Genomic DNA, 16,532 nt, shown 5'->3' with positions numbered 1-16,532 from the left:
CCTGCCGCAGGCGGCGTATGTCTACTGCCGTCGGCGCGTGCGTGTGCCTGCTGTGGTCGGCGTGTGTTCACTGACGTCGGCCGGTGTCCGCCGCCGTCGGCGTATGTCTGCCGGGGGCCGCGCGGGGGCGCGCGGCGGTCAGCGGCCCTGTTCGTCCCGGCGGCGCTGCCAGCGCTGCTCGATCCGGTCCATCACGGAGCGCTTCGGCCGCACCTGCCGGCGGGCGGCGCCCTGGGGCTGTTCGCCCGGCTTCGGGGCCTTGCGCCAGCCGGTGACGGCGAGCACGGCACACCCGAGCATGACGAGGAAACCCACCACGCTGACCCAGATCAGCTGCATGACCATGCCGGTCATGAGGAGCGCGATACCGATGAGAAAGCCCGCCACCGCCTGGTAGACCCGCCGCCGGGTGTACGTCCGCAGCCCGTTTCCCTCAAGCGCCGACGCGAACTTGGGATCTTCGGCGTACAGCGCTCGCTCCATCTGCTCGAGCATGCGCTGCTCGTGCTCCGAGAGCGGCACGGAGTCCTCCTCATCGTGCAGTCGCCGGGGCGACCCGGGGGGTCCCTTCAGGATAGGCAGGGAATCGCCCCCGTGAAACCCGCCCCTCTACGCCAATTGGCCAACCGGAGTCCGTCATGGGCGTCCGGCTCGCTGAGGCTTCCATTCCCCGACGGCCGACCTGTCATGCCGGAAGGTGTACCTCGATCATACGGCGCAAACCCCTCGATCGGGGGGCTTGTGGCGTACTCCATGTGCGGCCGAGGCGCTGATCAGCGCCAGGTCACGGTGGTGCGCTCAGGCTTTCGCGGCCTCGGCCGTCTCACCGAGCACGTGCAGCTGGGTGGCGACGGAGTGGAACGCGGGCTGTTCGGCCGCCGCGGCCTCCAGCTTCAGCAGCGCGTCCAGGGCACCGGGCTCGGTGTCCACCAGGACGCCGGGCACCAGGTCGGCGAAGACGCGCACGCCGTGCACGGCGCCGACCCGCAGGCCGGCGTTCTCGACCAGCGCCGTGAGCTGTTCGGCGGTGAACCGGCGGGGCGACGGGTCGCCGGTGCCCCAGCGGCCGTCGGGGTCCTGGAGCGCCTGCCGGGCCTCGGTGAAGTGGCCGGCGAGGGCACGGGCGAGCACGGCTCCGCCGAGGCCGGCGGCGAGCAGGCTGAGGACGCCCTCGGAGCGCAGCGCGGCGACCGCGTTGCGGATGCCCTCGGCCGGGTCGTCCATGTACTCCAGGACGCCGTGGCACAGGACCGCGTCGTAACCGCCGCGCTCGACCACGTCGAACAGGCCGTGCGCGTCGCCCTGCACGCCCTTGACCCGGTCCGCGACGCCTGCCTCGGCGGCGCGGCGCTCCAGCGCGAACAGCGCGTTGGGGCTGGGGTCGACCACGGTGACACGGTGGCCGAGGAGGGCCACGGGCACGGCGAAGTTGCCGCTGCCGCCTCCGGTGTCGAGGACGTCCAGCGAGTTCCGGCCCGTGGCTTTGACCCGGCGGTCGAGGGCGTCCTTCAGGACCTCCCAGACCACGGCGGTACGGAGAGAGGCGCGGGGGCGCGACGGGTCCGACACGGCAGTTGACTCCTCGGCAGGACTGGCGGGCTTAAGGCCACTCCACCCTATTGCCTCCCGTGCCGTACCAGGTCATCGCGCCGGAGTCCGGCCGCTGCGCCGCACGGTGGACGAGGCCGTGGTCAGCCCGCGTCCGGGAGTTCGCCGCGCGTTCCCGTGGGGCGCGGCGCCGGGCCGTCCGGTTCGCCGGGGTCCTGGCGTGGCTGTGGCAGGACCGGCTGGAGGACCAGCATGCGCTCCACGATGCGGAGGAACATCGCCACGTCGCGTATCAGGTCGTCGGCGTCCCGCGAGCCGGCCGCGCCCTGGATGCCCGCCTCGGCGCGGGCGCGGCGCGCGGCCCCGGACGCGAACAGCGCGCTCCACTCGGTCAGCTCGGGGGCGATCTCGGGCAGCACCTCCCAGGCGCTGCGGATCCGGGCCCGGCGGCGGGCTGAGGTCTCGGGGCGGCCCCGGGCGGCGAGCACGGCGGCGGCGGTGCGCAGGGCGGCGAGGTGGGCGGTCGCGTAGCGCTCGTTCGGTGTTTCCAGGACCGCGGCCTCCTCCAGTCCGGCGCGGGCCTGGCCGAGCAGGTCGAGGACGGCGGGCGGGGCGGTGGCCCGGCGAAGCACGGGGTGCACGTCGCTCGCCGGGCCGGTCAGTGAGGGGGCAGGGCCGGTGGCGCCGCGCCGGTGGGCGGCGGCTGCGGACGAATGGGCCATGACGAACCTCCTGTCGTCTGACGGCACGAATGCCGTATGTGCCCCATCGTGAGGTATGCCACTGACAATCCGTTCTGACCTGGGGCTTTGCCTCGATCGGCAGTTCGGGCGTATTTTTGTACTGACCAGTCAGTTCAAATTAGCCTCAGGGGGACCTGTGGACGACACGGACGACACCGGCGGCACGGCCGGCGCGGGCGTCAGTACCCAAGGCCTCGGGCTCAAGGGCCCACGGGGATGGGCCTTCCGCGGCATCACCCTCGACGCGGAACCGGGCTCGCTGATCGCGATCGAGGGACCGTCCGGATCGGGCCGCACGTGCCTGCTGCTCGCGCTCACGGGGCGGATGAGGCCCAGCGAAGGAGTCGCCACCGTCGGCGGGTTCAAACTTCCCCGTCACATGGCGGCACTGCGCCGGATCAGCGCGGTGGCCAACACGGCCGGCGTGACCGACCTGGAGCCGGCCCTGACCGTCGGCGAGCACCTGCGCGAACGGGCCCTGCTCCAGCGCCGTTTCGGCGACTCCCTGCGTGAGCTGCTGCACCCCCGGGTCCGCCGCGTGCACGAGGCCCGGCTGCGCGTCGACGCGGCACTGTCCGCCGCCGGACTGGACCCGGAGACGCTCCCGAAGGGCTCCCGGACGGCCGTGCGCGACCTGGAACGCCCGCAGGAGATACGGCTGTCCCTCGCGCTGGCCCTGCTCGGACGGCCCCGGCTGCTCGGTGTCGACGACGTCGACATGAAGCTCTCGGAGGCCGAGCGCGCCGAACTCTGGGACGTGCTGCGGTCCCTCACGCGCGCGGGGACGACGGTCGTGGCCGTCTGCCGCACCGCACCCGCGGACTGCGTGTCCGTGTCCACCGTGCGCGGCGACGACGACACCGTCGCCCCCGGGGGCGACGACGACAACGACGACGAGAGCGACCGCGAGGAGGAGGCCGATGCGCTCGCCGAGGCTGGCCGCGCTTGAGCTGAGGCGCTTCGGGCGCGGGAGGCTGCCGCGCGCGGCGCTGGTCGCGCTGCTCGTGCTGCCCCTGCTGTACGGCGCCCTGTACCTGTGGTCCTTCTGGGACCCGTACGGCCGTCTGGACCGCATCCCGGTGGCCCTGGTGAACGACGACAAGGGCGCCACGGCGGGCGGGAAGAAGATCAGCGCCGGTGACGACATCGTCGACGGGCTGCGCGACAGCCGGACCTTCGACTGGCACGAGGTGAGCGACGAGGAGGCCCGCAAGGGTGTCGAGGACGGCACCTACTACCTGTCGCTGACCATGCCGGCCGACTTCAGCAGCCGCATCGCCTCCAGTTCCGGCGACTCCCCGCAGACCGGTGCCCTGCGGGTGCGCACCAACGACGCGAACAACTACATCGTCGGCCAGATCTCCCGCACCGTCTTCAACGAGGTGCGCTCGGCCGCTTCCACGAAGGCCTCACGGACCTTCCTGGACAAGATCTTCGTGTCCTTCTCCGACATCCACGACAAGACCGTCACGGCGGCCAAGGGCGCCGACAAGCTGAACAGCGGCATCGCGAAGGCGGAGAAGGGCTCCAAGGACCTCGCCGACGGGCTGAAGGACGCCAAGAGCGGCAGCGGCAAGCTGGCCAAGGGCCTGAAGAAGCTCGACACCGGCGCCGGCGACCTTCAGAAGGGTTCGCGGCAGGTCGCCGACGGCACCCAGGAACTCGCCGACAAGGTCAACGGCGTCGACGCCGAGGCGGGCCCCTTCATCAAGGGCAACGAGAAGACCATCGGGGACACCGCCAGGCTGGTCTCCGACTCGGCAAAGGCGGTCAAGGACAACCTGGACGTGCTGGTGGAGCGCGCGCCGGGCGCCGCCAGGACCGCCCACGCCGCCTCCACCCTCCTGGACGAGGTGTACAAGAAGCGCTGCGAACCCGCGACCCTCCCCGACCCGGCCTGCCCCGATCTGAAGCGGGCCAGGACCGCCGCCGCCGACGTGGCCGTCGTCGCCGACGACCTCAACACGCTGATCGCGGACCAGGACGGCGACCTGAAGACGATGCGGGCCAACCTGGGCACGCTGCGCAAGCAGGCCGACGCCCTCGCCGAGCGCGCACCGCACCTCTCCGAGGACGTCGAGGACGCCGTAAAGAAGATCAACAAGCTGAACAAGGGCGCGCAGAAGGTCGCCGCCGGCGCCGAGAAGCTGCACACCGGGCTCGGCACCGCCCGCACCGGCGCGGTCACGCTGGACAAGGGCCTCGGCACCGCGAAGTCGGGCGCCGAGACGCTGCACGGCGGCCTGTACAAGCTGTCCGACGGCTCCGGGAAGCTGGCCGGCGGGCTGCACTCCGGTGCCGGGAAGATCCCCGACTACGACAAGCGGGACCGTGACCGGCGCACCGGCGTGATGGCCGACCCGGTCCAGCTGGCCTCCCACGACCTGCACGATGCGCCGAACTACGGCACCGGCTTCGCCCCTTACTTCATCCCGCTGTCCCTGTGGGTCGGCGCGATGGTGGCCTACATGCTGATCCCGCCGCTCAACCGGCGTGCCCTGGCGGCCGGTTCGCCGGCCTGGCGGATCGCGCTCGCGGGCTGGCTGCCGGTGGTCGCCGTGGGCGTGCTCCAAGTGGCGGCGCTGATGGCCGTGCTGCACTGGGCGATCGGTCTGCAGATGCTGCGGGCGGCCGGCACGATAGGCTTCCTGTGTCTGGTCACGGCCTGTTTCGCGGCGCTCGTGCAGTGGCTGAACGCCCGCTTCGGCGCGGCGGGCCGGATCCTGGTCCTCGCCCTGCTGATGCTCCAGCTGACCTCGGCGGGCGGCACCTATCCCGTGCAGACCAGCCCGGGCTTCTTCTCCGCGATCCATCCGTACCTGCCGATGAGTCACATCGTGGATGCGCTGCGCCGGCTGATCACGGGCGGCGGACTCGGCCCGGTGTGGCAGGCGTGCGGGGTGCTCGCCGCGTTCACCGCCGGCGCCCTCGCGCTGACGGCACTGGCGGCGCGGCGCCGCCAGGTGTGGACCCTGGACCGGCTGCACCCGGAGCTGAGTCTGTGATCCCGGGGAAGCGCTCGCACGCGCGCGTACCTGTGAGAATCGGGGCCATGGAAAGCAGCAGCGCCAGGTCCGGCGGCAGCACGCGCCGCGAGGCCACCCGGCAGAAGCTCTACGAGGCGGCCGTCACGCTCATCGCCGAGCAGGGCTTCTCCGCGACCACGGTCGACGAGATCGCCGAGCGGGCCGGGGTGGCGAAGGGCACGGTCTACTACAACTTCGCGAGCAAGTCCGTTCTCTTCGAGGAGTTGCTGAGGCACGGCGTCGGCCTGCTCACCGCCTCCCTGAAGGAGGCGGCCGAGGCGACGGCACGCGCGGGCGGCGGCAAGGTGGACGCCCTGGACGCGATGATCCGCGCGGGCCTGGTCTTCATCGACCGCTACCCGGCCTTCACCCAGCTGTACGTCGCCGAGCTGTGGCGCACCAACCGGGCCTGGCAGTCCACCCTGATGGTGGTGCGGCAGGAGGCGGTCGCGGTGGTGGAGGGGGTGCTGCGCGAGGGCGTGGCGACCGGCGAGTTCAGCGACGAGATCGACGTCCAGCTGACGGCGGCGGCGCTGGTCGGCATGGTCCTGGTGGCCGCGCTGGACTGGAAGTCCTTCCAGCCGGAACGCTCCCTGGACGACGTCCACGCGGCTCTGTCCCGGCTGCTCCAGGGGCGGGTCAGCGGCCGGGTCTGAGCGCGCCGGGCACGCACCGTCACGGCACACGAGGAAGGCGCCGGTCCGCTTCCGGACCGGCGCCCTCTCCTTCCCCCGTGCTCCCCCCGCTCCCCCGTACTTCCGTCCCGTACTCCCCCGGTACGGGCTCCCCCGTGCGGACCCCCGTGGCGGTCTTCCCCGAGGCCCCCGTGTCTCGCTTCCGCCGACGGATCGGCGGAAGGAGCGGCCGGCGGGCGGGCGCGGTTCCGCCGCCCCGTGTCGGCGGTGCCGGGCCACGCCCCCTGCCGTGCCTCCACTCTCTCGTCCCGGCGCCCGTCGGCCCATCCGCGCACGTACTCATCCGGGCGGCTGAGTACGGGTACTCAGCCGCCCGCGCGCGTGCCCACGACGGCGGCCCGCCGGCTGGCTACGATCGCGTCCGTGTCCGTACTCCCTCTCGTCTTCACCAGCGGCTGGGCCAGCGGCATCAACGCCTACGCGGTGGTGCTGCTGCTCGGCTTCTTCGGCGCGTCGGGGGTCAGCGACGACGTTCCGCAGACCTTGCAGCGCCCCGAGGTGCTGATCGCCGCGGGCGTGCTGTTCCTGTGCGAGGCCGTCGCCGACAAGATCCCGTACGTCGACTCGCTGTGGGACTCCGTGCACACGGTGGTCCGCCCGCTCGCCGGCGCCTGGGTGGGGGCGCTGCTCGCCGGGCAGAGCGGTTCGCTCTCCGACGTGGCGGCCGGCCTGATCGGCGGTTCGACGGCGCTGGCCAGCCACACCGTCAAGGCCGGGACCCGGATGGCGGTCAACGCCTCGCCCGAGCCGTTCAGCAACATCGCGCTGAGCCTCGCGGAGGACCTCGGCGTCGGGAGCATCGTGGCGTTCGCGATGTTCCACCCGGAGGCGGCGGCGGTCGTCGCGGGCGTCCTGCTGGCCGGCGGGCTGCTGACGCTGGTGTTCCTGGTCTCGCGGATCCGGCGTTTCCTGCGTCGCCGGGCCCAGCGGCGCGAGGAGCGGCGCCTGGCCTCGCGATCCCCCTGACCTGCGCCGGAGCCGCCCGGCGGCCGGAGTGTCGGTAGCGGTCGATAGAGTCGCCGGCATGGCACGGATTGCGGTGATCGGCGCCGGGATGGGCGCGATGGCGGCTGCCGCCCGGCTGGCCGTCGCGGGCCACCGGGTGGTGGTGTACGAGCGTACGGACACGTACGGCGGCGCGGTGCGCCGGTTCGAGCGGGACGGGTTCGGCTTCGACACGGGCCCGGGACTGCTGACGCTGCCCGCCGTGTACCGCGACCTGTTCGTGAAGACCGGCAAGGAGCCGCTGGAGGACCGCATCGAGCTGGTCCAGGTCGATCCGTCGTCGCGGCACGTCTTCCCGGACGGCAGCGAGGTCCTGCTCCCGAACGCCTCGCGCGCGGGTGTCGTCTCGGCCCTGGACGAGGCGCTGGGCGCGGGGGCGGGCGGGCGCTGGGGCGACTTCCTGGTGCGGGCCAGCGAGGCGTGGGACCGCACGCGCCGGCCGCTGCTGGAGGAGCCGCTGTGGCCCGACTGGCAGGTGCTGGCCGGGAAGGAGCCGTATCCGGCGGTCCCGCACAAGCGGCTGCTGCGCACGCGGCGCGCCCGGACGCTGGCCGAGATCGGTTCCTGGGAGCTGCGGGACGACCGCCTCGAGGGCATCCTGATGAGCCACGCGCTCGCGTACGGCCTCGCCCCCTGGTCGGCTCCGGCGAGCGCGGCCGTGCTGCCGTACATGGAGCACGCCTTCGGCACCTGGTACGTGCGCGGCGGCATCCGCGAGCTGGCGCGCGCGGTGTACGAGCGCTGCCTGGAACGGCGCGTGGAGTTCGTCTTCGGCGCCGAGGTCACCCGGGTCCTGGAGAAGGACGGCCGGGCCGCCGGGGTGGAACTGGCCGACGGGAGTGTCGCCGAGGCGGACCATGTCGTGGCCGACGTGCACCCGGCGCTGCTGCGGACCCTGACGGAGCGTCCGCTGGACGACGAGGGCGATGTCCGGGCCGACCCCGGTGCCGCCCCGCCCACCCGGTTCACGCTGCTGCTCGCCCTGCGCGGCGGCCGGGAGCCGGGAGCCGCGCACCGCACGGTCGTCCATCCGGCGGCCCCCGAGTCGGAGTGGGACTTCCTGGCCTCGCCCGGCGGCGACGAGCCCCGCTGTCCGACGGTGACCGTGCTGCGCCCGGGCGACCCCGCCCTGCGGCCCGACGGCGATCACGAATCGGTGGTGCTGTCCGCGACGGTGTCCGCCGAGGCCGCCTGGGACGACGACGGCACGGTCCGGCGGTACACGGACTTCCTCCTCGGGGCGGCCGAGCGCGCGGTACCCGGTCTGCGCGAGCGTCTGCTGTGGCACGAGGTGCGCACACCCGCGCACGTCGAGGGCGAGACGGGCTCCGGGTCCGTGCCCGCGCCCGCGCTCGCCGCCGGTCAGGGGCGCTTCCTGCACCCGGCCAACACCACGCGGTTGCCCGGGCTGTACCGGGTCGGTGGCTGGTCCCACCCGGGCGGCGGCCTCCCGCACGCCGGGATGTCGGGCGCGCTGGTCGCCGGACTGATCGTGGAGGGGCCGGACTTCCGCGGCTCGCAGTGAGCGGGCCGCCCGGTGAGCCCGCGCCGAGCGCGCCCTCGACGGGCAGACGAGCCGGCCCCCGGGCCGCCCGGGCCCGGCGGGGGCCCCGCCAGACGCGGTACTGCAACAGGCGGTACTCCCACACGCGGACTCCCACACGCGGTACCGCCACATGCGGTACTGCCGGAAGCGGCGGTCCCGGAAGCGGTACCGCTAGAAGCGGTACTGCTCGTCGTACCCGACGCCGGGCTGCTGTTGCTGCGCGCCCTGCGGGTGCGGGTACGGCTGCTCCTGCGGGAGTTCGCCGCCGTAGACCTCGTCGGTGCGCTGCTGCGGCACCCACACCCCGCCGGCCGGGGTCTCGCCGTAACCGCCGGTGGCGTACGGGTCCTGGGCGTAGCCGGGCTGGCCGTACTGCTGGCCGTAGCCCTGGTCGTAGGAGCCGTAGGACTGGCTGCCGATGTACGGATCGGAGTAGTTGGCGTAGCCCTGCTGGCCCGAGCTGTCGTAGCCGTAGCCCTGCTGGGCATAGCCGGAGTAGTCGTAGGCGTAGCTCTGCCGGCCGGGGTCCGCGGGGGCGGTCTCGCCGTAGACGCCGTAGTTGCCGGTGTCCTCGGGGATGGGCTGCGGCTCGTAGACGGCGGTGGTCTCGGCGGCGGTTTGCTCTGCCGTGCGGGCGGCGGCGGGTGTGAAGACGTCGTCGCGGTCGTAGTCGTCGTCGAAGCCGCCGTACCCCTGGCCGCGGCCGTCGTCCTGGCCGGTGCCCGGTTCGCCGGCGGTCCCGGCGAACTCCGGGTCGGTGTCCTCGACGCCCGGCTCGTGCCGGTCGGCCCTGCCGCGGCGGCGCTTGCTGCCGCCGCCGGTCTCGGCGTCGGGCCGCTTGACCGCCCAGCCGGCGGCGAAGCCGCGGCGGAACGACAGCGTGACGTAGGTCTGGCCGAGCGCGAAGGCGATCGCGCCCACCCCGATGACGATGACCGAGGGCATCAGCACGCCCAGTACGACGCCGAGGAACCCGGCGAAGGCCAGCAGCCGCCAGCGCAGCCGCGCCTTGTACTGCAGCAGTACCTCGCCGAGCAACCACAGCGCGACGACGCCGAACGCGATGTAGAGGACCGTCCAGCCCATGTACGCCCCTCTCCCAGTGGCCGCTACGCAGTGTGTCGCATTGCGGTGTGGCCGGTCTAGGCCCGCGGGGGGTGGTGCAGGCCCAGGTTCTCGTAGATTTCCAGGGTCGCCGTGGAGTTGTTGAGCGTGATGAAGTGCAGTCCGGGCACTCCCTCGGACAGCAGCCGCGCGCAGAACTCCGTGGCGAACTCGATACCGATGGAGCGTACCGTCGCCGCGTCGTCCTTCGCTGTGAGGATCCGCTCTTTCAGGGCGTCCGGGAAATGAGCGTTGCTGAGCTTCGGCAGCCGTTCCAGCATCTTCACGCTCGTGACCGGCAGGACCTCCGGGATGACCGGGGTGTCACAGCCCGCGGCCGCGACGCGGTCGCGTAGCCGCAGATACGACTCCGGCTGGAAGAACATCTGTGTGATGGCGTAGTCGGCGCCCGCACGGCACTTGTCCACGAAGTGGGAGACGTCGGTGTCCCAGTCCGAGGAGCGCGGGTGCATCTCCGGGAACGCGGCGACACCCACGCAGAAGTCGCCCGACTCCTTGATGAGCCGGACGAGTTCGGCCGCGTAGGCCAGGCCCCGGGGGTGCGGCACCCACTCGCCCATGGGGTCGCCGGGCGGGTCGCCGCGCACGGCGAGCATGTTGCGGATGCCCGCGTCCGCGTACTGGCCGATGATGTTGCGCAGTTCGGCGATGGAGTGGTCGACCGCGGTGAGGTGGGCGACCGGGGTCAGCGTGGTGTCGGCGACGATCTGCTGCGTCTCCTTGACCGTGCCCGCGCGGGTGGAACCGCCGGCGCCGTAGGTCACGGAGACGAAGTCGGGAGCGACCGCCTCGACCCGTCGGAGCGCGCTCCACAGGTTCCGCTCGCCCTTGGGGGTCTTCGGTGCCGAGAACTCGAACGAGTACGTCGTCTTACCGGTGGCGAGAATGTCGCGCACGGTGCGTGCGCGATCAGTCCTGGTGGATGGGGTTCCGAGGGCCATACCCGCAGGTTAGTCAGGGGTGGGCGGTCACCCAACCACACGTACGAAATTTGCCCGAATTGTCGGCTTCCTGTCCACCCCTTGGACAGAAACCCGGACCAGCGGGTCACCGCCCCCACCGGATCACCGTCGGGACCGCCCACCGGATCACCGTCGGGAGCACCCACCGGTTGACCGCTGGGACCGACCGCCGGGGCTTCCGTGTGGGGCGGGCCGGCATGATCCGACCGAGAGATCCTAGCCCTGCCGCAGCCGCTTGGCGAACTCCGCCGCCGCAGCGCCCGGGTCGTCCGCCTCGGTGATCGCGCGGACCACGACCACCCTGCGGGCACCCGCGTCCAGCACCTGGTCCAGGTTGCCGAGGTCGATGCCGCCGATGGCGAACCAGGGGCGGTCGGTGCCGAGGGCCGCCGTGTGGCGGACCAGGTCGAGGCCGGGGGCGTGGCGGCCGGGCTTGGTGGGGGTGGGCCAGCAGGGGCCGGTGCAGAAGTAGTCCACGCCCTCCTGGACGGCGGCAGCGGCGGCCTCGTCCTCGGCGTGCGTGGAGCGGCCGATCAGCACCCCGTCGCCGAGGATCGCCCGGGCCGCGGGAACCGGCAGGTCGCCCTGGCCGAGGTGGAGCACGCCGGCGCGGGCGGCATGGGCGACGTCCGCCCGGTCGTTGACCGCGAGCAGCTTGCCGTGCCGGGCGCAGGCGTCGGCGAACACCCGCAGGTGCTCCAGCTCCTCGGCGGCCTCCATGCCCTTGTCCCGCAGCTGCACGATGTCGACACCGCCGGCCAGGACCGCGTCCAGGAACTCGGGCAGGTCCCCCTGCCGCTTGCGGGCGTCCGTGCAGAGGTACAGGCGGGCGTCGGCGAGCGCGGCGCGGGCGGTGTCGGACATGCGTGGGTCCCCCCGTGGTCGGTGTCCCTGGCGGTTCTCGGCGGTGGCGCGCGGGCGTCCGGCCCGCACGCCACCTCCTGCTGCGGGTCGGTTCAGACGGCGAGCGCCTGGGCGCGGCGCTTCACCTCCGTGCCGCGATTCTCGCTCAGGGCCTGCGCGGGGGTGCCGGGCAGGGTCGGGTCGGGGGTGAAGAGCCACTCGATCATCTCTTCGACCGTGAAGCCGTCGTCCCGCAGGAGCGTCAGGGTCCCGGTCAGGCCCTTGACGACCTTGTCCCCGTCGATGAAGGCGGCGGGGACGTGCAGCGCCCGGTTCTCACCTCGGCGCACGGCGATGAGCTGGCCCTCCTTGACCAGCTGCCGGACGCGCGTCACCTCGACACCGAATTGTTCGGCGATGTCGGGGAGGGTGAGCCAGGCGGGGACGAGAGCATCGATCTTTGCGTCAATCTCGGTCACGAGGACAAGCCTGCCATCCCCCACTGACAGTCGGAAGTCAGGCAGGTCCACCCGGGACGGCCTGCTAGTCGGCCGTCGCGTCCTTCAGGGGGCGGGCCGGGTCGGACAGGGCCTCGGCGTCCAGGTGCCGGCCCGCCTCGATCAGGCGGCGGCCCTGGGCAAGGTCGCGCGGACGGCCGACGGCCAGCAGGGCCACCAGGCGGCCCTCGCGCAGCCAGCACACCGTCCAGGACGGGCCCGCCGGGTCGCCGCGCCACACCATGCGGTCGGCCGCGGCATGGTGGCCGGCGTGCTGCACGAACCGGCCGAACTGCTCCGACCAGAAGTACGGCACCGGGTCGTAGAGCGCCGGGGTCTCGCCGAGGATGTTCGCGGCGACCGTGCGCGGGCCCTGCAAGGCGTTGTCCCAGTGGTGGACGAGGAGCCGTTCGCCGTACCGGGCCGACGGGAAGGAGGCGCAGTCGCCGACCGCGTACACGTCCGGCAGGGAGGTGCGCAGGCCGGCGTCGGCGAGGACCTCGCCGTGCGCGCCCAGCTCGATGCCGGAGCCCGCCAGCCAGCCGGTGGCGGGGCGGGCGCCGATGCCGACGACGACGGCGCCCGCGGGCAGCCGGGTGCCGTCGGCGAGCACCACCGCGCCGGGCTCGACGCGCTCCACGCGCGCGTGGGTGCGCAGGTCCGTGCCGCTGTCGGCGTACCAGGCGGCCATGGGCGCGGCGACCTCGGCGGGCAGCGCACCGGCGAGCGGGTGGCCGGCGGCCTCCACGACGGTCACCGCGCAGCCGGCCTCGCGGGCGGCGGTGGCGAACTCGGCGCCGATCCAGCCGGCGCCGACGACCACGATGTCGTGCTGCCGGGCGAGCACGGGCCGCAGCCGCTCGGCGTCGTCCAGGGTGCGCAGCAGATGCACCCCGGGCACGCCCTCGGTACCGGGCAGCGTGATCGGTTCGGCGCCGGTGGCGACGACCAGGACGTCGTACGGGACCGGACCCGACTCGGTGTCCAGCTCGTGCGCGGCGGGCCTGAGGCCCTGCACCTCGCAGCCGAGCCGCAGCTCGACCCCGAGGGACTCGAAGTCCACGTCGAAGGCGGAGTCCTCGGCCTTGCCGAGCAGCACGGCCTTCGACAGCGGCGGCCGGTCGTACGGCTGGTGCGGCTCGCCACCGATGACGGTCACACGGCCCCGGAAACCCTGTTCCCGCAGGGCGACCGCGGTCTGCACCCCGGCCATGCCCGCACCGACGACGACCACGTGCCGGCCCTGTGACGTGCCCTCTTCCGCTGTCTGCTCGCTCACCTGATCACCATAGACACATGACGGACAGTCAGTCAGGGGGCGTGCTCGGTGACCTGCTCCACAACGCTCGTGCCGGAGCCCGGCCCGGACTCCCACTCCCAGGTCTCCTCCAGCCGCAGCCGGCCGTCCGCCAGCTCCACGACCGTGGACACGCAGTGCCCCGAGGCGGTCGTCCCGTCGGTCCTGAGCTGCACGTACCGGAAGTCGAGCCGGTCCGCCTCGCGGGTGCCGACCAGGTGGCCGCGCACGACGTCGCCGCCCGCGTACTCGGCCCAGATCCCGCCGTCCTCCTCGTGGTACGCGAACCGGGTGCGGGTACCCACCTGACCTGGGGCCTGGTCCGACACGGGGGCGAAGGTCAGTCCGTCGAGCGACCGGGTCATGAAGCGGGGCTCCCTTACGGGTGACTGGGGCGGCGGGCTAGGGTGGCCACCGTACAAGCACTCGCGGGAGCCCGGACGCACCGGGCTGAGAGGGAGGCTGGGCGGCCTCCGACCGTACGAACCTGATCCGGGTCATGCCGGCGAAGGGAGGGGCTGAACGCCCATGTCGTCACGTACGTCCGACGTCCTCGTCATCGGGGGCGGGATCATCGGCCTGGTCACGGCCTGGCGGGCGGCGCAGCGCGGGCTCGCCACGGCCGTCGTGGACCCCGAGCCGGGGGGCGGGGCCGCGCAGGTGGCCGCCGGGATGCTGGCCGCGGTCACCGAGCTGCACTACGGCGAGGAGACCCTGCTCGCCCTGAACCTGGAGTCGGCCCGCCGCTACCCGGCGTTCGCGGCCGAGCTGAGCGAACTGACCGGCCACGACCTCGGCTATCGCCGCTGCGGCACGCTCGCCGTCGCGCTCGACGCCGACGACCGCGCCCACCTGCGCGAACTCCATGCGCTCCAGCAGCGCTCGGGCCTCGAGTCGGAGTGGCTGTCCGGGCGGGAGTGCCGACGGCTGGAGCCGATGCTCGCGCCGGGGGTGCGCGGCGGGCTGCGGGTCGACGGCGACCACCAGGTCGACCCGCGCCGGCTGGCGGCGGCCCTGGTGACCGCCTGCGAGCGGGCCGGCGTGGTCTTCCACCGCGTCTGGGCGGAGCGGCTGGACGTGGAGCGGGACCGGGCCGTCGGGGTCACCACGGCGGACGGCACCGGGCTGCGCGCGGAGCGGGTGGTGCTCGCCGCGGGAAGCCTGAGCGGGCGCCTGGCGGGTGTGCCGGACGAGCTGCTGCCGCCGGTGCGGCCGGTCAAGGGGCAGGTGCTGCGGCTGACCGTGCCGCGCCGGTACGCGCCGTTCCTGAGCCGGACCGTGCGGGCCGTGGTGCGCGGCAGCCATGTCTACCTGGTGCCCCGGGAGAACGGTGAACTGGTTGTCGGCGCCACCACCGAGGAAGTGGGCTGGGACACGACCGTCACCGCCGGAGGCGTGTACGAGCTGCTGCGCGACGCCCACGAGCTGGTGCCCGGCATCACCGAGCTGCCGCTCACCGAGACCCGGGCCGGGCTGCGCCCCGGCTCCCCCGACAACGCCCCGCTGCTCGGCCCGTCCGGTCTGGCCGGGCTGCTGCTGGCCACCGGGCACCACCGCAACGGCGTGCTGCTCACACCGGTCACCGGGGACGTGCTGGCGCACGCCCTGGTCACCGGTGAACTCCCCGAGGAGGCACGCCCGTTCACCCCGCGGCGGTTCGGCGCCGCGCTCATGGAACAGCTGGAGCAGCCCGCATGAACCTCTCCGTCACCATCTCCGTCAACGGCGAACCCCGGCGGGTGGCCGCCGGCACCGCGCTGGACTCCCTCGTCCAGACCCTGACCGCGGCGCCGCGCGGGGTGGCCGCCGCCGTCAACGAGACCGTCGTCCCGCGCACGCAGTGGGCGACGACCGCCCTCGCCGAGGGTGACCGTGTCGAAGTCCTCACGGCCGTGCAAGGAGGCTGAACCATGGCTGACGATCCCCTGGTCCTCGGTGGGCTGACCTTCTCGTCCCGGCTGATCATGGGCACGGGCGGGGCGCCGAGCCTGGAGGTGCTGGAACGGGCGCTGATCGCCTCCGGTACGGAACTGACGACGGTGGCCATGCGCCGGGTGGACCCCTCCGTGCACGGCTCGGTGCTTTCGGTGCTGGAGCGGCTGGGCATCCGGGTGCTGCCGAACACGGCGGGCTGCTTCACCGCCGGGGAGGCCGTGCTGACCGCGCGGCTGGCCCGGGAGGCGCTGGGCACGGACCTGGTCAAGCTGGAGGTCATCGCCGACGAGCGGACGCTGCTGCCGGATCCGGTGGAGCTGCTGGATGCGGCGGAGACGCTGGTGGACGACGGGTTCACGGTGCTGCCGTACACCAACGACGATCCCGTGCTCGCGCGGAAGCTGGAGGACGTCGGCTGTGCGGCGGTCATGCCGCTCGGTTCGCCGATCGGTTCCGGGCTCGGCATCCGCAACCCGCACAACTTCCAGCTGATCGTGGAGCACGCGCGCGTGCCGGTGATCCTGGACGCGGGGGCCGGTACGGCGTCCGACGCGGCGCTGGCGATGGAGCTGGGCTGCGCCGGGGTGATGCTGGCGTCGGCGGTGACGCGGGCGCAGGAGCCGGAGCTGATGGCCTGCGCCATGCGGCACGCGGTGGAGGGGGGCCGGCTGGCTCGGCTGGCCGGGCGCATTCCGCGGCGGTATCTCGCCGAGGCGTCGTCTCCTGCGGAGGGCCTGGCCGTGCTGGATCCCGAGCGTCCCGCGTTCTGACCGGTGCGGCGGCGGGGCATTTCCTGCCCACCCACGCACCACCCGTCACCGTCCCCTGACAGGCTGAACCACCCGCGAAACGCCTCCACCACCGGCGACCGCGGGCCGTGGGCACACAGGAATGGCGCCGTGGGCACACAGGAATGGCGCACGTCCGGATCCACGCCTCCACCTCCGGCGACCGCGGAACGTGGTGGGCAGGCACAGGCGCAGGTCCGGATCCACGACTCCAGCGCCGGCGACCGCGGGGCGTGGGCTGCGCAGGGACAAGCGCACGTACGGATCCACGCATCCACCACCGGCGACCGCGGGCCGTGGGCTGCACGCGACCGCGGGGCGTGGGCTGCTCAGGGACAGGCGCACGTCCGGATCCATGCCTCCACCACGGCGACCGCGGGGCGTGGTGGGCAGGGCTCGGCGTCCGCGCGGATCGGCCACGTCCGGATCGGCACGCGTGGGGATCGGCTTGTGTGGGGATCCGCACACGTCTGGAGCGGCGCGCGTGCGGACCGGTGGCTCCGTTGTCGGCGGTGGCGGGGC

The 16,532-nt window shown here is 73.3% G+C and carries 17 protein-coding genes and 1 riboswitch; of the genes, 8 read left to right on the top strand and 9 right to left on the bottom strand.

Annotated elements, in window-relative coordinates:
* Window positions 1–138: 138 nt before the first annotated feature.
* The 3 genes from JK361_RS15985 to JK361_RS15975 form a co-directional block, all read right to left on the bottom strand.
* The gene (locus JK361_RS15985) at window positions 139–522 is read right to left on the bottom strand and encodes an SCO2097 family morphological protein (RefSeq protein ID WP_201818097.1); all 384 of its coding nucleotides are present in this window, start codon (window positions 520–522) and stop codon (window positions 139–141) included.
* A gap of 276 nt (window positions 523–798) precedes the next feature.
* Window positions 799–1,569: a methyltransferase gene (locus JK361_RS15980; RefSeq protein ID WP_201818094.1), complete on the bottom strand. Its 771-nt coding sequence runs from the start codon at window positions 1,567–1,569 to the stop codon at window positions 799–801.
* Window positions 1,570–1,691: 122 nt separating this feature from the next.
* The gene (locus JK361_RS15975; protein ID WP_201818091.1) at window positions 1,692–2,270 is read right to left on the bottom strand and encodes an SAV_6107 family HEPN domain-containing protein; all 579 of its coding nucleotides are present in this window, start codon (window positions 2,268–2,270) and stop codon (window positions 1,692–1,694) included.
* Between the two features lie 157 nt (window positions 2,271–2,427).
* On the opposite strand from JK361_RS15975, the gene JK361_RS15970 reads away from it, so the two are divergent.
* From JK361_RS15970 to JK361_RS15950, 5 genes are all read left to right on the top strand, one after another.
* Complete coding sequence (locus JK361_RS15970) at window positions 2,428–3,240, top strand: ATP-binding cassette domain-containing protein (RefSeq protein ID WP_307787260.1); 813 nt, start codon at window positions 2,428–2,430, stop codon at window positions 3,238–3,240.
* Window positions 3,212–5,296 (top strand): YhgE/Pip family protein, encoded by a 2,085-nt coding sequence (locus JK361_RS15965; protein WP_201818076.1) that lies wholly within the window; start codon window positions 3,212–3,214, stop codon window positions 5,294–5,296. The genes JK361_RS15970 and JK361_RS15965 overlap by 29 nt, the downstream gene beginning before the upstream one ends.
* A gap of 47 nt (window positions 5,297–5,343) precedes the next feature.
* The gene (locus tag JK361_RS15960; RefSeq protein WP_201818075.1) at window positions 5,344–5,973 is read left to right on the top strand and encodes a TetR/AcrR family transcriptional regulator; all 630 of its coding nucleotides are present in this window, start codon (window positions 5,344–5,346) and stop codon (window positions 5,971–5,973) included.
* A gap of 402 nt (window positions 5,974–6,375) precedes the next feature.
* Window positions 6,376–6,978 (top strand): DUF4126 domain-containing protein, encoded by a 603-nt coding sequence (locus JK361_RS15955; protein ID WP_201818073.1) that lies wholly within the window; start codon window positions 6,376–6,378, stop codon window positions 6,976–6,978.
* A gap of 58 nt (window positions 6,979–7,036) precedes the next feature.
* Entirely contained in the window at window positions 7,037–8,542 is a 1,506-nt protein-coding gene (locus JK361_RS15950; protein ID WP_201818071.1) for a phytoene desaturase family protein, read from the top strand.
* Window positions 8,543–8,734: 192 nt separating this feature from the next.
* On the opposite strand, the gene JK361_RS15945 is transcribed toward JK361_RS15950, so the two are convergent.
* The 6 genes from JK361_RS15945 to JK361_RS15920 form a co-directional block, all read right to left on the bottom strand.
* Entirely contained in the window at window positions 8,735–9,649 is a 915-nt protein-coding gene (locus JK361_RS15945; RefSeq protein WP_201818069.1) for an SCO2102 family sporulation regulator, read from the bottom strand.
* 56 nt (window positions 9,650–9,705) lie between these two features.
* A complete protein-coding gene (gene metF, locus JK361_RS15940) occupies window positions 9,706–10,629 on the bottom strand; it encodes a methylenetetrahydrofolate reductase [NAD(P)H] (protein ID WP_201818066.1) in 924 nt (307 codons plus the stop codon).
* Between the two features lie 237 nt (window positions 10,630–10,866).
* Window positions 10,867–11,514, bottom strand: coding sequence for a thiamine phosphate synthase (thiE, locus tag JK361_RS15935; RefSeq protein ID WP_201818063.1), 648 nt, complete (start codon window positions 11,512–11,514; stop codon window positions 10,867–10,869).
* A 92-nt stretch (window positions 11,515–11,606) separates the two neighbouring features.
* Window positions 11,607–11,972, bottom strand: coding sequence for an Rv2175c family DNA-binding protein (locus JK361_RS15930; protein WP_201818060.1), 366 nt, complete (start codon window positions 11,970–11,972; stop codon window positions 11,607–11,609).
* A 64-nt stretch (window positions 11,973–12,036) separates the two neighbouring features.
* Window positions 12,037–13,269, bottom strand: coding sequence for an NAD(P)/FAD-dependent oxidoreductase (locus JK361_RS15925; RefSeq protein ID WP_201818058.1), 1,233 nt, complete (start codon window positions 13,267–13,269; stop codon window positions 12,037–12,039).
* 32 nt (window positions 13,270–13,301) lie between these two features.
* Window positions 13,302–13,652, bottom strand: a complete 351-nt coding sequence (locus JK361_RS15920) for an avidin-fold protein (protein WP_201818055.1) — start codon at window positions 13,650–13,652, stop codon at window positions 13,302–13,304.
* 53 nt (window positions 13,653–13,705) lie between these two features.
* Window positions 13,706–13,818: riboswitch (TPP riboswitch) on the top strand.
* Between JK361_RS15920 and thiO the strand changes: the two genes are divergently transcribed.
* The 3 genes from thiO to JK361_RS15905 all read left to right on the top strand — a co-directional run bounded on the left by thiO (window position 13,816) and on the right by JK361_RS15905 (window position 15,992).
* Entirely contained in the window at window positions 13,816–14,985 is a 1,170-nt protein-coding gene (thiO, locus tag JK361_RS15915) for a glycine oxidase ThiO (RefSeq protein ID WP_201818052.1), read from the top strand. Its footprint overlaps the riboswitch before it by 3 nt.
* Entirely contained in the window at window positions 14,982–15,194 is a 213-nt protein-coding gene (gene thiS, locus JK361_RS15910) for a sulfur carrier protein ThiS (RefSeq protein WP_201818050.1), read from the top strand. The genes thiO and thiS overlap by 4 nt, the downstream gene beginning before the upstream one ends.
* 3 nt (window positions 15,195–15,197) lie before the next feature.
* Window positions 15,198–15,992, top strand: coding sequence for a thiazole synthase (locus JK361_RS15905; RefSeq protein WP_201818047.1), 795 nt, complete (start codon window positions 15,198–15,200; stop codon window positions 15,990–15,992).
* Window positions 15,993–16,532: the final 540 nt, after the last annotated feature.

It is taken from the genome of Streptomyces musisoli (assembly GCF_016741855.1).
Lineage (GTDB): Bacteria > Actinomycetota > Actinomycetes > Streptomycetales > Streptomycetaceae > Streptomyces > Streptomyces musisoli.
The sequence above is the reverse complement of the archived record's forward strand: the minus strand, read 5'-3'. Positions and strand labels throughout refer to the sequence as shown.

Excerpts from the sequence above, each read along its gene's own strand:
- JK361_RS15945 (WP_201818069.1), bottom strand. The coding sequence starts at position 9,649 with ATGGGCTGGACGGTCCTCTACATCGCGTTCGGCGTCGTCGCGCTGTGG.
- thiE (WP_201818063.1), bottom strand. The coding sequence starts at position 11,514 with ATGTCCGACACCGCCCGCGCCGCGCTCGCCGACGCCCGCCTGTACCTC.
- JK361_RS15960 (WP_201818075.1), top strand. The coding sequence starts at position 5,344 with ATGGAAAGCAGCAGCGCCAGGTCCGGCGGCAGCACGCGCCGCGAGGCC.
- metF (WP_201818066.1), bottom strand. The coding sequence starts at position 10,629 with ATGGCCCTCGGAACCCCATCCACCAGGACTGATCGCGCACGCACCGTG.
- JK361_RS15975 (WP_201818091.1), bottom strand. The coding sequence starts at position 2,270 with ATGGCCCATTCGTCCGCAGCCGCCGCCCACCGGCGCGGCGCCACCGGC.
- JK361_RS15905 (WP_201818047.1), top strand. The coding sequence starts at position 15,198 with ATGGCTGACGATCCCCTGGTCCTCGGTGGGCTGACCTTCTCGTCCCGG.
- JK361_RS15965 (WP_201818076.1), top strand. The coding sequence starts at position 3,212 with ATGCGCTCGCCGAGGCTGGCCGCGCTTGAGCTGAGGCGCTTCGGGCGC.
- JK361_RS15950 (WP_201818071.1), top strand. The coding sequence starts at position 7,037 with ATGGCACGGATTGCGGTGATCGGCGCCGGGATGGGCGCGATGGCGGCT.
- thiO (WP_201818052.1), top strand. The coding sequence starts at position 13,816 with ATGTCGTCACGTACGTCCGACGTCCTCGTCATCGGGGGCGGGATCATC.
- JK361_RS15920 (WP_201818055.1), bottom strand. The coding sequence starts at position 13,652 with ATGACCCGGTCGCTCGACGGACTGACCTTCGCCCCCGTGTCGGACCAG.
- thiS (WP_201818050.1), top strand. The coding sequence starts at position 14,982 with ATGAACCTCTCCGTCACCATCTCCGTCAACGGCGAACCCCGGCGGGTG.